Origin of the sequence: [Clostridium] fimetarium (assembly GCF_900111235.1) — a bacterium.
GTDB lineage: Bacteria > Bacillota > Clostridia > Lachnospirales > Lachnospiraceae > Clostridium_N > Clostridium_N fimetarium.
Genome location: NZ_FOJI01000002.1, coordinates 385,124 through 401,952, shown reverse-complemented (window position 1 = coordinate 401,952; position 16,829 = coordinate 385,124). Strand labels below are relative to the sequence as shown.

Annotated in this window: 13 protein-coding genes and 1 tRNA gene; 1 reads left to right on the top strand and 13 read right to left on the bottom strand. The window is 34.3% G+C overall.

All coding sequences use genetic code 11. The features are described 5' to 3' along the window. Window positions 1-235: 235 nt before the first annotated feature. The 11 genes from rpsO to BMY18_RS04140 all read right to left on the bottom strand — a co-directional run bounded on the left by rpsO (window position 236) and on the right by BMY18_RS04140 (window position 10,152). On the bottom strand, window positions 236-502 hold the full coding sequence (gene rpsO, locus BMY18_RS04190) for a 30S ribosomal protein S15 (protein ID WP_092450858.1): 267 nt from the start codon (window positions 500-502) through the stop codon (window positions 236-238). A gap of 175 nt (window positions 503-677) precedes the next feature. Beyond that, complete coding sequence (locus BMY18_RS04185) at window positions 678-1,604, bottom strand: bifunctional riboflavin kinase/FAD synthetase (RefSeq protein ID WP_092450856.1); 927 nt, start codon at window positions 1,602-1,604, stop codon at window positions 678-680. Between the two features lie 33 nt (window positions 1,605-1,637). After that, window positions 1,638-2,555 (bottom strand): tRNA pseudouridine(55) synthase TruB, encoded by a 918-nt coding sequence (gene truB / locus BMY18_RS04180; protein ID WP_092450854.1) that lies wholly within the window; start codon window positions 2,553-2,555, stop codon window positions 1,638-1,640. 45 nt (window positions 2,556-2,600) lie between these two features. Next, window positions 2,601-3,566 carry a DHH family phosphoesterase gene (locus BMY18_RS04175; RefSeq protein ID WP_092450852.1) on the bottom strand — a complete coding sequence of 322 codons (966 nt, stop codon included), beginning with the start codon at window positions 3,564-3,566 and terminating at the stop codon, window positions 2,601-2,603. 39 nt (window positions 3,567-3,605) lie between these two features. Beyond that, entirely contained in the window at window positions 3,606-4,055 is a 450-nt protein-coding gene (gene rbfA, locus BMY18_RS04170; protein WP_092450851.1) for a 30S ribosome-binding factor RbfA, read from the bottom strand. 175 nt (window positions 4,056-4,230) lie between these two features. Further along, on the bottom strand, window positions 4,231-7,668 hold the full coding sequence (infB, locus tag BMY18_RS04165; RefSeq protein ID WP_330385935.1) for a translation initiation factor IF-2: 3,438 nt from the start codon (window positions 7,666-7,668) through the stop codon (window positions 4,231-4,233). Between the two features lie 59 nt (window positions 7,669-7,727). After that, entirely contained in the window at window positions 7,728-8,039 is a 312-nt protein-coding gene (locus BMY18_RS04160; protein WP_092450849.1) for a L7Ae/L30e/S12e/Gadd45 family ribosomal protein, read from the bottom strand. Then, entirely contained in the window at window positions 8,026-8,304 is a 279-nt protein-coding gene (gene rnpM / locus BMY18_RS04155) for an RNase P modulator RnpM (protein WP_092450847.1), read from the bottom strand. The genes BMY18_RS04160 and rnpM overlap by 14 nt, the downstream gene beginning before the upstream one ends. Before the next feature lie 33 nt (window positions 8,305-8,337). Continuing rightward, the gene (gene nusA / locus BMY18_RS04150) at window positions 8,338-9,465 is read right to left on the bottom strand and encodes a transcription termination factor NusA (protein ID WP_092450845.1); all 1,128 of its coding nucleotides are present in this window, start codon (window positions 9,463-9,465) and stop codon (window positions 8,338-8,340) included. 39 nt (window positions 9,466-9,504) lie between these two features. Beyond that, a complete protein-coding gene (gene rimP / locus BMY18_RS04145) occupies window positions 9,505-9,972 on the bottom strand; it encodes a ribosome maturation factor RimP (protein ID WP_092450843.1) in 468 nt (155 codons plus the stop codon). Between the two features lie 108 nt (window positions 9,973-10,080). Further along, a tRNA-Glu gene (locus tag BMY18_RS04140) sits at window positions 10,081-10,152 on the bottom strand. Window positions 10,153-10,444: 292 nt separating this feature from the next. Here BMY18_RS04140 and BMY18_RS04135 point away from each other — a divergent pair. After that, window positions 10,445-11,113 (top strand): DedA family protein, encoded by a 669-nt coding sequence (locus BMY18_RS04135; protein WP_092450841.1) that lies wholly within the window; start codon window positions 10,445-10,447, stop codon window positions 11,111-11,113. Between the two features lie 148 nt (window positions 11,114-11,261). Here the strand turns inward: BMY18_RS04135 and BMY18_RS04130 are convergent, their stop codons facing one another. Together BMY18_RS04130 and ispG are read right to left on the bottom strand one after the other, a co-directional pair. Next, entirely contained in the window at window positions 11,262-15,764 is a 4,503-nt protein-coding gene (locus BMY18_RS04130) for a PolC-type DNA polymerase III (protein WP_408644810.1), read from the bottom strand. Then, on the bottom strand, window positions 15,761-16,813 hold the full coding sequence (ispG, locus tag BMY18_RS04125) for a flavodoxin-dependent (E)-4-hydroxy-3-methylbut-2-enyl-diphosphate synthase (RefSeq protein WP_092450837.1): 1,053 nt from the start codon (window positions 16,811-16,813) through the stop codon (window positions 15,761-15,763). The genes BMY18_RS04130 and ispG overlap by 4 nt, the downstream gene beginning before the upstream one ends. Between the last annotated feature and the right edge of the window lie 16 nt (window positions 16,814-16,829).

The window sequence follows — 16,829 nt, the reverse complement described above, 5'->3', positions numbered from 1 at the left end:
TGTAGAAGCGTCCGAAACAACTGAAAAACTCACTTTGTGACTATACGATAACATTAAAAAATGGGCTTTTCAGTGGTCTCGGTGATCTGCTTCTATATATACATACTTGAGTGAAATCCATTTGTGCATGGCTCAACTGCACTGCATTACTTTGCATTATATCCCTTAGTAACCACGGCGCAATTTGCTACACATAAAATTTGGGGCGGATTACTCCGCCCCATAAATATAAGAATTACTTTCTGATTGCTAAACGTTCAATCAATACACGATAACTTTCAACGTCAGATTTCTTAAGGTAGTCTAGTAAACCTCTTCTTTGACCTACCATTTTAAGAAGTCCTCTTCTTGAATGATGATCCTTCTTATTAACTTTCAAATGCTCAGTTAACTCAGTAATTCTTTCTGTTAAGATTGCGATTTGAACTTCTGGTGAACCAGTGTCACTTGGTGTTCTACCATAAGCTGCGATTATTTCTGATTTTTTTTCCTTGGTTATCATTTTGATAATCCTCCTTATTTTCAATCGCCTAATACTAAGATAAAGGTCGGAGTTTCCTATACCTGAATATTGGCTAATCAATATACCTTTTAATTTTATCATAAGCTAATTATAATTACAAGTTATTTCTATGGTGTTTATATATTTACTCATTTTTCACATATCTTTATATCGCTTACTGTATCATAAATAGCTCTTTTGCAAACGCCGCATCATTTTCCATTTGCTTTTTCAATGCTTCCACTGAATCAAACTTCATCTCTGGGCGTTGAAAATGTTTCAAACAAACTTCAATATTTTTCCCATAAATATTCTTGTTAAAATCAAACAAATTAGTTTCAACACTTATCGTCTTTCCATCGTGTACCGTTGGCTTTGTACCAATATTGGTAACTCCTAACACCACTTCTCCATCAATTATCGTTTCTGAAGAATATACTCCATTAGGTGGCAACAACTTACAGTCCGTTGGATATATATTTACGGTAGGAACATTAATTGTACGTCCAAATTGATTTCCCTTAACGACAATACCTTTAATGGAATAGGGTCTTTTCAAAAGCATATTTACAGTTTCCATATGACCGATTTTCAATTCTTCCCTTACAAATGTGCTACTAATTTCCCTGTCCTCATATTTTTCTTTTTCAACAACGATTGCTTCGTATCCATATTTTTCACCATATTGACATATCATATCTGCATTTCCACGTCTATCTTTACCAAAGCAAAAATCTGGTCCGATTACGACACATTTCGCTTTGAGCTTTTTTGCGATTACTTCTTCTATGAAATTTTCTGGCTCAGTATGCATAAAGTTTTCTGTAAATGGATATTCAATTAAGATATCAAGACCTAAATTTTCTATGATATCTTTTCGTTCAAAATTGGTTGTAATAAAATGTTGCTGTGCTGATGGACAGATACTGAGTGGTATTTTATCAAATGTAACTGCAACGCTTAGAACATTAAGCTCCTTAGCCTTTTTCTTTACAATTGCAAATAATTTCTGATGTCCACTATGAACGCCATCAAATTTCCCAAAAGTAACTACCGTTGGCGCATTTATTTCAAATTCTTCGGTTTCATGTATGTACTTCAAATACGTTCACACCACACTTTCATTTATCACGAATTAATTTTCTGCATCATAAAACATTTTAACAGATTTGAAAACATTGCCTTCTAATCTATATATGCCAATAAATGCAGAATCTTCATCATATATTCTGACCATTTCCAAATCAAACAATTCATGTTCATTTGGTTTCGCATATTCGACTAGTATTGAATTACCGTTATATAAAAGTTTATTATATTCTGCGCATATTACGACTTTTTTATAATTAGGAAACATTTCGTCTACTGGAATTACATGATCTAAAAAATTCCCTTTTTCCACTAACTCAGCAATTTGGCCAAGCGTAAGGCTATCATTTAACTGGAATTTACTTACCCTTGTACGTTTCAAGCTTTTCATGCAAGCTCCACAACCTAATTTTTCACCAATGTCTTGACATAATGTCCTAATATAGGTTCCTTTCGTACATTCAACCGTAAATGTTACCGTCTTTTCATCTTCACAAAAATCTATTTCATTTACATTTATGGATTTGATTGTAACTAATCTAGGTTGTCGCTCCACTTCGATACCAGCTCTTGCAAGTTCATATAGTTTCTTACCGTTAATTTTTAAAGCAGAAAACATCGGTGGAATCTGATTATATTCACCTAAAAAACTCTCAATCGCCTCTACTGCTTGACATTCATCTACGTTTACAGCATTTTTTGTTAATACTTTACCTGTAATGTCTTGTGTATCAGTAGTTGTTCCTAAAAGCATCACCGCCTCATATACCTTATCCTTATCGGTAAGGATATCACAAAGCTTGGTTCCATGTCCAAGGCATACTGGAAGCACTCCAATCGCATCTGGATCAAGCGTACCAGTGTGACCAATTTTCTTTTGATGAATAAGCTTTCGAAGTTTTGCAACTACGTCATGAGAAGTAAATCCTTTTTCTTTGTAAACATTAATTACTCCATTAATCATTTAACTGCTCCTAATTGATCCCATTACTTGCTTAATATTAATTTATTACTTATCAATAGCGCTAAACTGCAATTCTAGTTGCGCTCCGATATTATTAATAATATCGTGAACCGTTCCCTGCATAGTAATCCCAGCAGCACGAACATGTCCACCGCCACCAAAATGTACAGCAATACTAGAAACATTGATATATTTTTTAGAACGCATACTCACTTTAAATTCATTCATTCCTGTTTCATATAAGAAAATAGCGACTTCCACGCCTTCAGTTAGTCTTAATTGTTCAATTATACCACCAAGTTGTTTACCATCTACTCCATAAAATTCCATATCTTTTTTATAAATGGCTGAATAGATACATTTTTTATCATAGAAAAGTATACTTTCAAGTAATGCTCTTCCAAGAATCTGATTTTGTATATAAGTTTTCTTATAAAAACTATTATCAATAATATCCGAATAATCAATCCCTTTTGCCATAAGTTTTCCTGCAATAGCCATCGTAATATCGGAAGTGCAACTGTACTTAAATACACCGGTATCATGTATGATTCCAGTGTATATACACTCTGCTATATCTTTATCAATTTCATCTTCTTCTAAAGTGCCATAAAGAACTTCACATGATGAGCTAGAATTTGGCATCACAAGATTATTATTTGCAAATGCGTTATTGCTATTGCTAGCGTGATGATCAATACATATTGTTTTCTTTGCATTTAAAAAGCACTGTGCAAATGGTTTTATACGCTCGATATCACTACAATCTAACACTATAAATACATCATATTCTTTTGTTTCATCAGCAATCGGTTTGATTTTATCAAGATTTTTAATATAATAAAATTCTTTGCCTGGTTGTTCTAAATATACATCCACTTCAATATTCGGCATATTTTTTTTAATATAATTATACAGTCCCATTACAGATCCAACGCAATCCCCATCGGGTCTAACGTGGCCTGTAATTCCCACTGTTTTTGCATCAGCAAGTTCAAATCTCATATTCATGAAATAACGATCCTTTCTGAACTAAATCAATAATTTAAATTACTGATTATCTTCATTACTATTTGTAGAGTCTTCACTACTTGTAGCTTCTTCGCTATTTGTAGCTTCTTCACTATTTGTGTTTTTATCACTACTTGTATTTTTATTAACGCTGTCAATCAGTTTAGACATATTTACGCCATATTCAATTGACTGATCCAGAACAAATATGATTAGAGGAGTATTTCTTAAGTTAACTGTCTGAGCTAACCTGCCACGTATAAATCCTTCTGCACTTTTCAGTCCAAGGATTGTATTTTTCTGTGATTCTTTATCACCTAACACACTGATATATGCTTTACATGTCTTTAAGTCTGGTGCTACTTCTACAGTAACAACAGATGTCATTGGATCAATTCTAGGATCTTTAATTTCACTACGAATAATGTTACTTAATTCTCTTTGAACTTCACCATTGATTCTTGTGTTTTTTATACTATTTTTTTTCATATAAATGTCCTTTCGTTGGTGGATATAACTACGGGGTTGGGATTGACGGGTTGGGTTGGTAATACGGAAAATGCATAAAACGGGCGTTCGCCCTATATAGATAAAATATATTACTTGAAAATATGAGCAAGCTCATATTTTCAATCCATATATTTTTTCTATGCATAGCTCAATGCTAGCGTGGTACTTCTACCATTTGGTATGCTTCTACTATATCTTCTTCTTTTATCTCGCTAAACTTTTCGAATACAAATCCACATTCATAGCCTTCTTTAACTTCTTTCACTTCATCTTTAAATCTCTTAAGTGATGCTAAAGGACCTTCGAAAATTTGCTTTTCTCCACGCTTGATTCTTACTGTTGAATTCTTAGTGATCTTACCATCAGTTACATACGCACCGGCAATGTTACCCACGCCTGAAGATTTAAATATCTGGCGAATCTGTGCATGACCAATAATCTTTTCTTCATAAATTGGCTCAAGCATACCTTTCAGTGCTGCTTCAACGTCTTCAATTGCATTGTAGATAATCTTGTAAAGTCTCATATCAACCTTTTCATTATCAGCAACTATTCTTGCTTGATTATCAGGTTTTACATTAAATCCAATAATAATTGCATTCGATGCAGATGCTAAAATAACATCTGATTCATTAATATTACCAACTCCACCATGAATAATCTTAACTGCAACTTCTTCATTTGAAAGTTTTACTAAACTTTGTTTAATCGCTTCTACTGAACCCTGAACATCAGCTTTGATGATAATTCCAAGTTCTTTAACATTACCAGCTTTAATCTGTGTAAATAAGTCATCAAGTGAAAGTTTGGCTTTTGTATCATCAAGTAATCTTTCTCTTCCTTCTCTAATAAATGTTTCTGCAAAGCTTCTTGCTTCTTTATCATTTTCTGTTGCAACAAAGATTTCACCTGCATTAGGAACATCATTAAGTCCAAATACTTCAACTGGAGTTGATGGACCAGCTTCTTTCACTTTACGTCCCTTATCATCTGTCATTGCACGAATCTTACCATAGCATGAACCAGCAGCAACATTATCGCCAACTTTCAATGTTCCTTTTTGTACAAGAATTGTAGCAACTGGGCCTTTGCCCTTATCGAGCTGTGCTTCAATAACGATACCTCTGGCATTTCTATTTGGATTAGCCTTAAGTTCACGCATTTCAGCAGTAAGGATAATCATATCGAGAAGAGAATCAATGCCTTCCTTAGTATGTGCTGAAACAGGTACAAATATTGTATCTCCGCCCCATTCTTCTGGAACGAGTTCATATTCTGTAAGCTCTTGTTTTACTTTTTCTATATTAGCATTTGGCTTATCAATCTTGTTAATTGCAACAATAATGTCAATCTTTGCTGCCTTTGCATGATTAATAGCTTCTATTGTCTGAGGCATAACACCATCATCAGCAGCAACTACAAGAATTGCAATATCTGTTGACTGTGCTCCACGCATTCTCATTGCTGTAAATGCTTCATGTCCCGGTGTATCAAGGAATGTGATTTTCTGACCATTAACATTCACTGTATATGCACCAATTTTTTGAGTGATTCCACCAGATTCTTTAGCTGTTACTGTTGTAGATCTAATTGCATCAAGAAGTGAAGTCTTTCCGTGATCAACATGACCCATTACACAAACTACAGGAGGTCTTGCAACTAATAATTCAGTTCCTTCTTCTTCCTCTTTAAGCAATTCTGCAATGTAATCAATCTTAATCTCATGTTCACAAACACAATTATATTCAAGAGCGATTTCTTCTGCTGCATCATAATCTATTTCCTGATTAATTGTTACTACTTTGCCTGTGAGGAACAGTTTTTTAACTACTACTGAAGGTGTTACTTTCATCTTATCACAAAGTTCTTTTATTGTAAGAACATCTGGAAGAATAAGATTCTTTATTACTTCTTCTTTTGGTTTTTGAGGAATTATAGTTTTCTTATAATTTACAAATTTAAGGTTTTCTTTAACATCTCTGTCTTTTTGTGGTTTATTATTAACTTTCCCACCCTTATAATCAGAACTTCTAGCTCCTGGTTTTGTTGCGATAACAAATTTTTCTTCTGTAGTTTCAGTTCTTCCGCCTTGTCCTGCAGCGCCTCTGTATCCACCTTGACCACCTTGGCCTGAAGTTCCTCTGTATCCACCACCAGTACCTTGACCACCTGTGCTGTTGTTTCCTCTGTATCCACCACCAGTACCCTGACCACCTGTGCTGTTGTTTCCTCTGTATCCGCCGCCAGTACCCTGACCACCTGTGCTGTTGTTTCCTCTGTATCCACCTGTAGTACCTTGACCACCTGTAGTGTTGTTTCCTCTGTATCCACCTGTAGTACCTTGACCACCTGTGCTGTTGTTTCCTCTATATCCACCTGTTGTACCTTGGCCACCTGTAGTGTTATTTCCTCTGTAACCACCTGTAGTACCTTGACCGCCAGTACTATTGTTTCCTCTATATCCGCCTGCTGTTCCTTGATAGCCAGTACTATTGTTTCCTCTATATCCACCTGTAGTTCCTTGACCTGGATTAGGATTAGTTCCTCTATATCCACCAGAAGTTCCTTGATTTGGATTAGGATTAGTTCCTCTGTATCCGCCTGTAGTTCCTTGACCTGGATTAGGGTTAGTTCCTCTATATCCACCAGAAGTTCCTTGCCCTTGATAATTACTGTTTCCTCTGTATCCGCCTGATGTTCCTTGACCTGGATTAGGGTTGGTTCCTCTGTATCCGCCTGTAGATCCTTGGCCGCCAGTAGGATTGTTTCCTCTGTATCCACCCTGTGTTCCTTCAGATGTATTAGGATTGGTTCCTCTATATCCGCCTGTAGTTCCTTGACCAGAAGTAGGGTTGGTTCCTCTATATCCGCCTGTAGTTCCTTCACCTGTGGTGTTGTTTCCTCTATATCCACCTGCAGTACCTTGATTTGTATTGCTGTTAGTTCCCCTATAACCACCCTGGGTTCCTTGGGTACCATTGTTATTATTTCCTCTATATCCACCTTGGTTACCGTTGTTATTATTTCCTCTATATCCACCCTGAGTTCCTTGGCCTTCACGTCCTCTAGAACTGTTTTGTGGATTATATACTTGAGTAATATGTGATTTTTTTGCTTCATCTGTCTTATTCTCTGTAGAATCGGCAGTGTTTTTTACTATCGTATTTGTTGTAGCGTTATCTGATGCGCTATCAGAACCTTTAACAGTTACATGATCAGCTACTTTAGTAGTTGAATTATCTGTTGTCTTTGCTGTTTCATTTACTGTTGCTTTAACAGTTTCATTTACTGTTGCTTTAACAGTTGCTTTATCAGTTGGTTTTACATTTGTATTAACCTCTGTATTTTTATTGGAGTTACTTATTGTTTTATCCGTAGGCTTACCCATCTCTTTCTTTACTGGCTTATCAACTGTTGTTGAAGGTTTTACGCCTGAATTATTTACTGATTTTCTAATTAATGATACTTCAACATCAGAAACATTACTCATATGAGTAAGATTGTCTCTGCTATTATTTTTCAATATTCCAATTATATCTTTATTGGGAACATTTATCTCTTTTGCTAATTCATGAATTCTCATATTTGCCATCTAACCTCTCTTCTGGGCATTTAACTTATGCCAAACACACAATCTTATTACAAAATTATTTATTCCACACTATTCATATTTTTCTCAATTGCATTCTTTAATCCTACGTCCAACACTGCCAATGATGACCGAAACTCCTTACCAATTGCATGCCCAAGTGTTTCTTTATCACTATAAATATAAATCGGCACATTATAAAAAGTACACATATTATTAAACATTTTTTTTGTGTTGTCAGAAGAATCCTCTGCTACAAAGACTACAGATGCATCGCCTTTTTTAACTGCTCTTTCCGTTGCGAATTCTCCGCTAGCAACTTTTCCCGCACGTTGTGCCAAACCAATCAATGATAATACTTTATCTTGTTTCAATACTATTCAACTCCTTTTTAAGACTTTCATAGACTTCATTTGGAATAACCGTTTTAAATGATCGTTCTAGTCCTTTGCTTATGATTGCTTTTTCGAGACAATCTTCGTTATGGCAAATATATGCACCACGTCCATTCTTTTTACCAGTTATATCTATGAGAAATTCTTCTTCTGAAGTTTTCAGTACTCGAATCATGTCTTTTTTATTTTTCATCTCTTTGCATCCAATGCACTGTCTCTGTGGTATCTTTTTCTTCACACTCACACTATCACTTCCTAAATGTTTTCTTAATATTTATTATTCAACAATATCTGATTCAATATCATTTATATTTTCTTCTAATTCATCAGATTCTATTGCATCTTCTGCTTCTTTTGCTTCTTCTGCTTCTTTCATCTGAGATTCACTCTTTATATCGATTTTAAAGCCTGTAAGTCTAGCTGCAAGTCTTGCATTTTGTCCCTCTTTACCAATTGCTAGTGATAACTGATAATCTGGAACGACAACCTGAGCAGTTTTTCTATCATCATCTGCTATAACCGATACAACTTTTGCGGGATTTAATGCATTCTCAATAAGTATTGCAGGGTTTTCGCTCCAACAGATAATATCAATCTTCTCGCCTCTTAATTCATTGACAATTGTATTCACTCTTGCCCCATTTAAGCCAACACAAGCTCCGACTGGATCAACATCTTGATTATGTGACCATACAGCCATCTTTGTTCTTGAACCTGCTTCTCTAGCAATCCCTTTGATTTCTACTGTTCCATCTCTAACTTCTGTTACTTCAGATTCAAATAATCTTTTAACAAGATCAGGATGTGTTCTTGAAACCTTAACTGTCACTCCCCCTTTGGCAGTCTCACTCACACCAACCACATAGAGTTTAATTCTTTCTGTTGGTGTAAATACTTCATTTTTAACTTGCTCTTTAGGCAGAAGCACTACATCAACTTTTCCAAGATTAATACTAATCTTATCACCACTAATTCTTTGAACTATACCAGTAACAATATCTTTTTCTTTTGCTGAATATTCATTAAGTACCGATCTCTTTTCTTCTTCACGAATCTTCTGCAAAATAATATTTTTTGCTTTTTGTGCAGCAATACGGCTGAATTCTTTTGATTTTATTTCAACATTTACAATATCACCAATTTGATGCTTTATGCTAATATTTTGTGCTTCTACAAGACTCATTTCAAGAATTGGGTCTGTTACTTCTTCTACTACTTCTTTTTCTGCAAATACGAAGAAATCCCCTGTTTCTCTATCAATCTTAACTTTAATATTATCAGATTTTCCAAAATGCTGTTTGCATCCTGTTATAAGAGAATTCTCTATTGCTTCTAATAGGATATCCTTACTTATATCTTTCTCCTTTTCCAATGCGTTTAACGCTTCTATTAATTCTTTGTTCATTTCATTTATCCTCCTAAATTTATGTTTATTTTCTGTAAGTTAAAAATCAAATGCCAATCTAACTAATGCGATATCTATTCTCTTAAATATAATTTCTTTTTCATCTTCCATCATTACAGTTATGTTATCTTTATCAAAAGACTTTAATTCACCTTCAAACTCTTTTTGCTTGTCAAGCGATTTAAATAATCTGATTTCAACCTGTTTACCAAGATTTCTTTGAAAGTCTTTATCCTTTTTTAATGGTCTCATTAAACCAGGTGAGCTCACTTCAAATATATAAGTATCATCGATATAATCATTCGTATCTAGTATTAAATTAAACGCTCTACTTAATAAAGTGCAATCTTCAACTGTGATTCCATCTTCCTTATCAATATAAACACGTAAATAGGAAGTACTTCCTTCCTTTACATATTCTACATCAACAAGTTCAAAGTTATTCGCTTTGATTAACGGAGTTATTAATGTTTCTGTTTTGTTTTCATAAATTTCTTTCTTTGTCATATACTAATCGCCTTTCTTTCTGATCACAATTTTAAAATTTTACCCTTTAGTAAAACGAAAGAGTGGACTTTCGTCCACTCTAAAACTAGTTACTAATAAATTACAAAATAGCTAATAGGGGAGTCGAACCCCTGATTTCGCCGTGAGAGGGCGACGTCTTAACCGCTTGACCAATTAGCCAGAAAACAGCTACTTCGATATAATACACTATTTCAAGTGTTTTAGCAAGTATTTTTTACTAATTTTATCATTTATAAATTTTAAAGTATCTACTTTTTGCTTGTATTTTCATATATTTCTATGATATAATTCATACGTTGTCCAAATCAGGACTATATTTTTATCTCGGATGATTTTGGTTATGCCGATTTTACTTTACTTAATAATGAATAATTTTTTTTCACCAACTCTAGTAGATGAATTTCTGACAATGGTGGATGAATAAAAGCACACAATGAATGGAGAAAAAAACATGAGAATCATAAAAACATTAATAGATTTAATATTACATCTTGATGAACACTTAACTACTATAATACAAAATTATGGAATGTGGACATATGGACTTCTATTTGTAATAATATTTTGTGAAACAGGATTAGTTTTTACACCGTTTTTACCAGGCGATTCTATTTTATTTGCCACTGGTGCACTAGCTTCAATTGGATCACTTAACATTTTCCTTTTATTCTTTGTGTTTTTTATCAGTGCAGTAGCTGGTGATACCGTGAATTATAATATAGGAAAGAAAATAGGCAATAGTCTTTTAGAGAAACCAGATTCAAAGCTTATCAATAAAGAATATCTTAATAAAGCACAACATTTTTATGAGAAACATGGTTCAATGACTATTGTATTAGGACGATTTATTCCTATCATAAGAACGTTTGTACCATTCGTTGCAGGTATTGGTAAGATGCACTACGGTCACTTTATTATCTATAATGTCTTAGGTGGATTTTTATGGGTTACATTTATGCTAGGGGCCGGTTACTTCTTTGGTCAATTACCTTTTATAAAAGACAATTTTTCTATTGTAGTAATTGCAATTATATTAATATCTATTATTCCAGCAATCGTTGCTTTTTTGAAAGAAAAGAGAAGTGCCAACAAGCTTAAAGATGATGTTATTAATGAATAAAATTTTATAATCTATTGCCACTTTGTTAACGAAATACCGCGTATTACTAGAAACTATATATAGCTTCTAGTAATACGCGGTATTTTATTATATCTAACATCTATTTCTCTTTGCATTTCTGATATCTGCTCTGTCAATCCTATACTTGTTACAAATCAAACATTGACAACTGATTCGTTTCTGGCATATCACCTAGGATTCCTAATGAATCTAATAAATCTGCGACTGTTTTACCGATTTTTGCGCGTTGTTTAAAATCATCTTTTGAGAGGTATGAACCTTTTTTTGAGGCGATTTCTATTGACTCAGCAGCTGTTTCTCCTAGACCATCAATTGCTATCAGTGCTGGCATTATCTTATTATCTATTATTTGAAAACGCTTTGCCTTTACTTTAAAAAGATTAATTGGCATAAAGTCAAACCCTCTTGCATATAATTCTTGAACAATTCTCATATCTTTGAGCGTGTTTTCTTCTTTTGGCGTAAGTAGTTTTAAATCATTTCTCGCTTTATAATCCTTTAAATGTATTTCGAGCGTGTCTCTTCCCATACACATTATTTCATAAGAAAAAGCATTTGCACGAATACTAAAGTAGGAACAATAATATGCTAACGGATAGAATACTTTACAGTAAGCAATTCGCCAAGCCATCATTACATATGCTGCTGCGTGCGCTTTGGGAAACATGTACTTAATTTTTTTACAAGACCAGATATACCAATCTGGCACACCTGCTGTAACCATCTGCTCTTCCCATTCAGGCTTAAGGCCTTTTCCTTTACGAACAGCTTCCATAATTGTAAATGACAGTTCTGTGTCCATTCCCATATGAATCAAATAAGTCATAATATCATCACGTGTACAGATTGCTGTTGATATGGTTGCTTTCCCTTCTTGTAAAAGAATCTGTGCATTGCCAAGCCAAACATCTGTACCATGAGAAAGTCCTGCGATACGAACCAAATCAGAAAAATATCTTGGCTTCGTATCAATAAGCATCTGCATTGCAAAATCAGTACCAAATTCGGGAATTCCAAGCGCTCCAAGTTTACATCCACCAATATCAGCTGGCTGAATCTTAAGTGCACTTGTGTCTTTAAACAATGACATAACTTCCTTACAATCTAGTGGAATATCCAAAGGATTTACTCCTGTCAGATCCTGAAGCATACGAATCATTGTGGGATCATCGTGCCCAAGGATATCAAGTTTTAATAAATTATGATCAATACTATGATAATCAAAATGTGTTGTAATAATATTACTCGTCATGTCATTTGCTGGATGCTGTATTGGTGTAAATGAATGTATTTCCTCTCCAATTGGAAGCACAATAATACCGCCGGGATGTTGTCCCGTAGTTTTTCGCACATCCACACAACCCTTAACAATTCTGTTTATTTCACAGTTTCTCTTATCCTGACCACGTTCTTCATAATAATTTTTCACATAGCCATATGCCGTTTTTTCTGCTAATGTTCCAATTGTTCCAGCTTTGAATGTCTGTCCTTTTCCAAATATAACTTCTGTATAGGCATGTGCTTTACTTTGATATTCACCAGAGAAATTAAGATCGATATCTGGTTCTTTATTTCCTTTAAATCCAAGGAAGGTTTCAAACGGTATATCAAACCCTTCTTTTTTCAGTTTTTCACCACATACAGGGCACATCTTATCTGGCATATCGCAACCAGCACCTCCAGAAAATGTCTTTACTTCTTCAGACTCAAAATCACTGTAAAAGCATTTTGAGCATAGATAATGAGGACTAAGTGGATTAACCTCTGTAATTCCAGCCATTGTGGCCGCAAATGATGAACCTACAGAACCTCTCGATCCAACTAGATAACCATCATCATTCGACTTCCAAACAAGTTTCTGCGCAATAATGTACATAACCGAATAACCATTTGTAATAATAGAAGTCAGTTCTCTGTCTAAACGCTCTATTACTATTTCCGGAAGGATTTCTCCATATAGTTCATGTGAACGTTTATAACAAATATCTCTAAGTGTCTGATCAGAATTTTCGATAACAGGAGGGTGTTTATCTGGTCTGACTGGTTCTATTTTATCGCACAAATTCATAATCTTATTGGTATTGGTGACAACTACTTCTTCCGCTTTATCCGGGCCTAGATAATCAAACTCCGTAAGCATCTCTTCTGTTGTTCTAAGATATAATGGCGCTTGATCATCAGCATCCGAAAAACCTTTGCCAGCCATAATAATTCTTCTATAAACTTCATCTTCTGGATTAAGAAAATGCACATCACAAGTAGCTACAACTAGCTTATCAAATTTTTCTCCTAGTTTGACGATTTTTTTATTGATTTCAATTAAGTCATCATTTGAATTAACTGGAATATCTGGCTTTTCAAACATGAATTTATTATTCCCGAGTGGTTGAATTTCCAAATAGTCATAATAATTGATTATTCTAGCAATTTCATTGTCATCATGTCCATGTAGTATTGCTTGATACAATTCTCCAGCTTCACACGCACTTCCCAGAATCAAGCCTTCCCGATATTTGCTAAACATACTTTTTGGAATCTTCGGACGCTTATTAAAAAATTGTAAATGTGAGGCTGATATAAGTCTATATAAGTTCACTCGCCCCACTTCACTCGAAACGAGAATAATTGCATGAGATGATGGCAATTTTCTAATTGCAAGTTCATCAAATTCCCCACGTTCGTTTAAATCACCTAATGTAAATATATCTCTATCTTTTAGCATCCTGCACAAATTAATAAATATTTGCGAGGTAGCCTCTGCATCATCAACCGCTCTATGATGATTTTGTAGTAATACACTAAAGTGTTTCGATAATGTATCTAATTTAAAATTATGAAGCGTTGGTAATAAAAATCTGGCGATAGAAAGTGTATCAACTACTGTATTATTAACTTCAAATCCCATCTTACCTGCTTTATTTTTAACAAAACTCATATCAAATTCTGCATTATGAGCTACTAGCGTACTATCACCACAAAATTCTAAGAATTTAGGCATAATTTCTTGTATCTTTGGCGCATCGATAACCATAGAATCAGTGATTCCGGTAAGCTTTTCGATTTTAAAGGGAATCGGAACTTCTGGATTAACAAAAGTAGTGTACCTATCAATAATTTCTCCATTTACAACCTTTACCGCTCCAATTTCAGTTATTTGATCGGCATCTGCACTTAATCCGGTTGTTTCTAAATCAAACACAACATAGGAATCATCCAGTGATTGATTTTTAGAGTTTACAACCATTTCTTTAATATCATCTACAAGATACGCTTCTACACCATATATCACCTTAAAATCAAGAACTTCTCCCCGTTTCTTATAAGCCCACTCAATATCTCTGATTTTATGAAATGCCTCAGTAAATCCTTGCACAGTTCCATGATCTGTAATTGCAATTGCCTTGTGACCCCAGCGAATTGCCTGGTTAATGATGTCTCCAGCATAAGATACACCATCCATATCACTCATTTTTGTATGACAGTGTAGTTCAACTCTTTTGTTTAACGATATGTCATTTCTTTTGCTTCTTGTATCAGTTGACTTCCTGATACCAGTAACCGAGCCCATGGTTAATTCTTTGTCATATTTGTCAATAATAACGATGCCTTTGATTTTAATAAAATTTCCTTCTTTTATAAATTCAAGTAACTCTGGAAGCTGGTCATTTTTTGCAAACATTTTAACCGTAATTGTATCTGTAAAATCTGTTACATCATACATCAGAATTGTCTTTTCATTACGGATTTCTCTCTGGTCAAGAAAACGAATCTGACCTTCGATTACAACTTCTCCCATTTCAGATATTATCTGTTCAATTGGAATTGGTTCTTCATCAAAGTCTCTTCCATAAAGAACATCTGGATTTTCTGGTCTTCTTTTATATGACTTTGAATTGCTATCATAACTGCCCTTATTACCTTTACGCTTTTCTTCTGGCTTTGATTTTGCAAAATTAGAACCAGTTTGATTATCTGCTTTTGTCGTTTTTGAAGCATTGGAGAAACCACTTGCATTTCCAGATACTTCATTATCCTGCCCGGACTGATTCGCATAATCTTCAATTGCCTTTACCCTAAGATTAAGCTGATATTCATTCTCTTTTTCATATTGATTCGCAGCTTTCTCAACATACCTGTTCTCCACATCAATTTCAAATCCAAATCGATTCAAAAATACTTTTTCAAAATAAGACGTTAGATCTTTTGCATATGTTCGCGCCAAAAAAGAGTCCTCAAAAATCAAGACTAATTTGTCCTCATCTTCAAAGACCCATTTTGATGTTCTTAATAACGAATATTCCAAAGTCCAATATTTCTCTAATTCAAATAAAATACTATCATAGTAAATATCCATTATCTTTTTAGGTGAATACTGTTTCGAAAGTTCATATCTATCAATAATACGCACATTCATATTTTTAATACGAAAGATTTGTTTTTTTAACGCTTCTTCCACTTTATAAATGTTTTGTTTATGTATCAGTCTTGAACTCTTTAAGTATACCTTTACTAGCGTATTTGTCGAGGTTTTAGCTACTTTCACAACTTCTACCTCTTCAAAATAATCTTTTATGTCCTCAGGTAGCCTGAGTGACGAAAATACTTCATAAAATTTGTACAAATATCTCAACTCCAATGTGTAAGTTCTTTTCTTAGTTCATCTAAAAGTTCGCTCTCAGGTACCTTTTTTATAATTTCGCCATTTTTAATAAGAACACCGCAGCCATCGCCGCCTGCAATACCCAAATCGGCTTCTTTTGCTTCTCCTGGACCATTTACTACGCAACCCATAACTGCGACTTTAATATCCAAATCAAACTCAGCAGTCATAGCTTCTACTTCCTTTGCCAATCCAATTAAATCAATCTTGGTTCTTCCACAAGTAGGACATGAAATCACTTCTATTCCACCTTTTCTAAGTCCTAACGTTTTTAGAATAATTTTGGCAGCTTTAATCTCTTCGATTGGGTTATCCGTTAATGAAACTCTGATTGTATCCCCAATTCCTTTATCCAGTATAATCCCTAATCCTATCGACGACTTAATACTTCCGCTAAATATTGTTCCTGATTCCGTTATCCCTACATGCAATGGATATTTGGTTTTTTCTGCAATTAATTCATGTGCTCTCACACACATCATTACATCAGAAGATTTGATACTTACAACAAGATTGTCATATCCTAATTCTTCAATAATCTTGACTTTATCTAAAGCACTTTCTACTATACCTTGCGCAGTAACTCCTCCATATTTATCAATTAGATATTTTTCAAGGGATCCACTGTTTACGCCTATACGAATCGGAATATTTCTTGCTTTTGCAACATCTACTACTGCTTTGATGTTTTCAATGCTTCCGATATTCCCAGGATTAATTCGGATTTTGTCAGCACCGTTTTCCATTGCAGCAATAGCCATTCTATAGTCAAAATGAATATCAGCTACAAGTGGAATATTAATCTGCTTTTTAATTTCTTTGATTGCAGCGGCAGCTTCCATTGTCGGAACCGTACATCTAATAATATCACATCCAACTGCCTCAAGATCGTTGATTTGCTTAACTGTAGAAACTATATCTTCGGTTCTTGTATTTGTCATAGACTGAATAAGTATTGGATTTCCACCACCGATTAACTTATTTCCAATTTTAACGACCTTTGTATTATCTCTATACATACCACAAATCCTCTCT

What these genes read in the sequence shown, in the direction of transcription:
- rpsO (WP_092450858.1), bottom strand. Translation starts at nt 502, where the DNA reads ATGATAACCAAGGAAAAAAAATCAGAAATAATCGCAGCTTATGGTAGA.
- truB (WP_092450854.1), bottom strand. Translation starts at nt 2,555, where the DNA reads ATGATTAATGGAGTAATTAATGTTTACAAAGAAAAAGGATTTACTTCT.
- BMY18_RS04175 (WP_092450852.1), bottom strand. Translation starts at nt 3,566, where the DNA reads ATGAATATGAGATTTGAACTTGCTGATGCAAAAACAGTGGGAATTACA.
- rbfA (WP_092450851.1), bottom strand. Translation starts at nt 4,055, where the DNA reads ATGAAAAAAAATAGTATAAAAAACACAAGAATCAATGGTGAAGTTCAA.
- infB (WP_330385935.1), bottom strand. Translation starts at nt 7,668, where the DNA reads ATGGCAAATATGAGAATTCATGAATTAGCAAAAGAGATAAATGTTCCC.
- nusA (WP_092450845.1), bottom strand. Translation starts at nt 9,465, where the DNA reads ATGAACAAAGAATTAATAGAAGCGTTAAACGCATTGGAAAAGGAGAAA.
- rimP (WP_092450843.1), bottom strand. Translation starts at nt 9,972, where the DNA reads ATGACAAAGAAAGAAATTTATGAAAACAAAACAGAAACATTAATAACT.
- BMY18_RS04135 (WP_092450841.1), top strand. Translation starts at nt 10,445, where the DNA reads ATGAGAATCATAAAAACATTAATAGATTTAATATTACATCTTGATGAA.
- ispG (WP_092450837.1), bottom strand. Translation starts at nt 16,813, where the DNA reads ATGTATAGAGATAATACAAAGGTCGTTAAAATTGGAAATAAGTTAATC.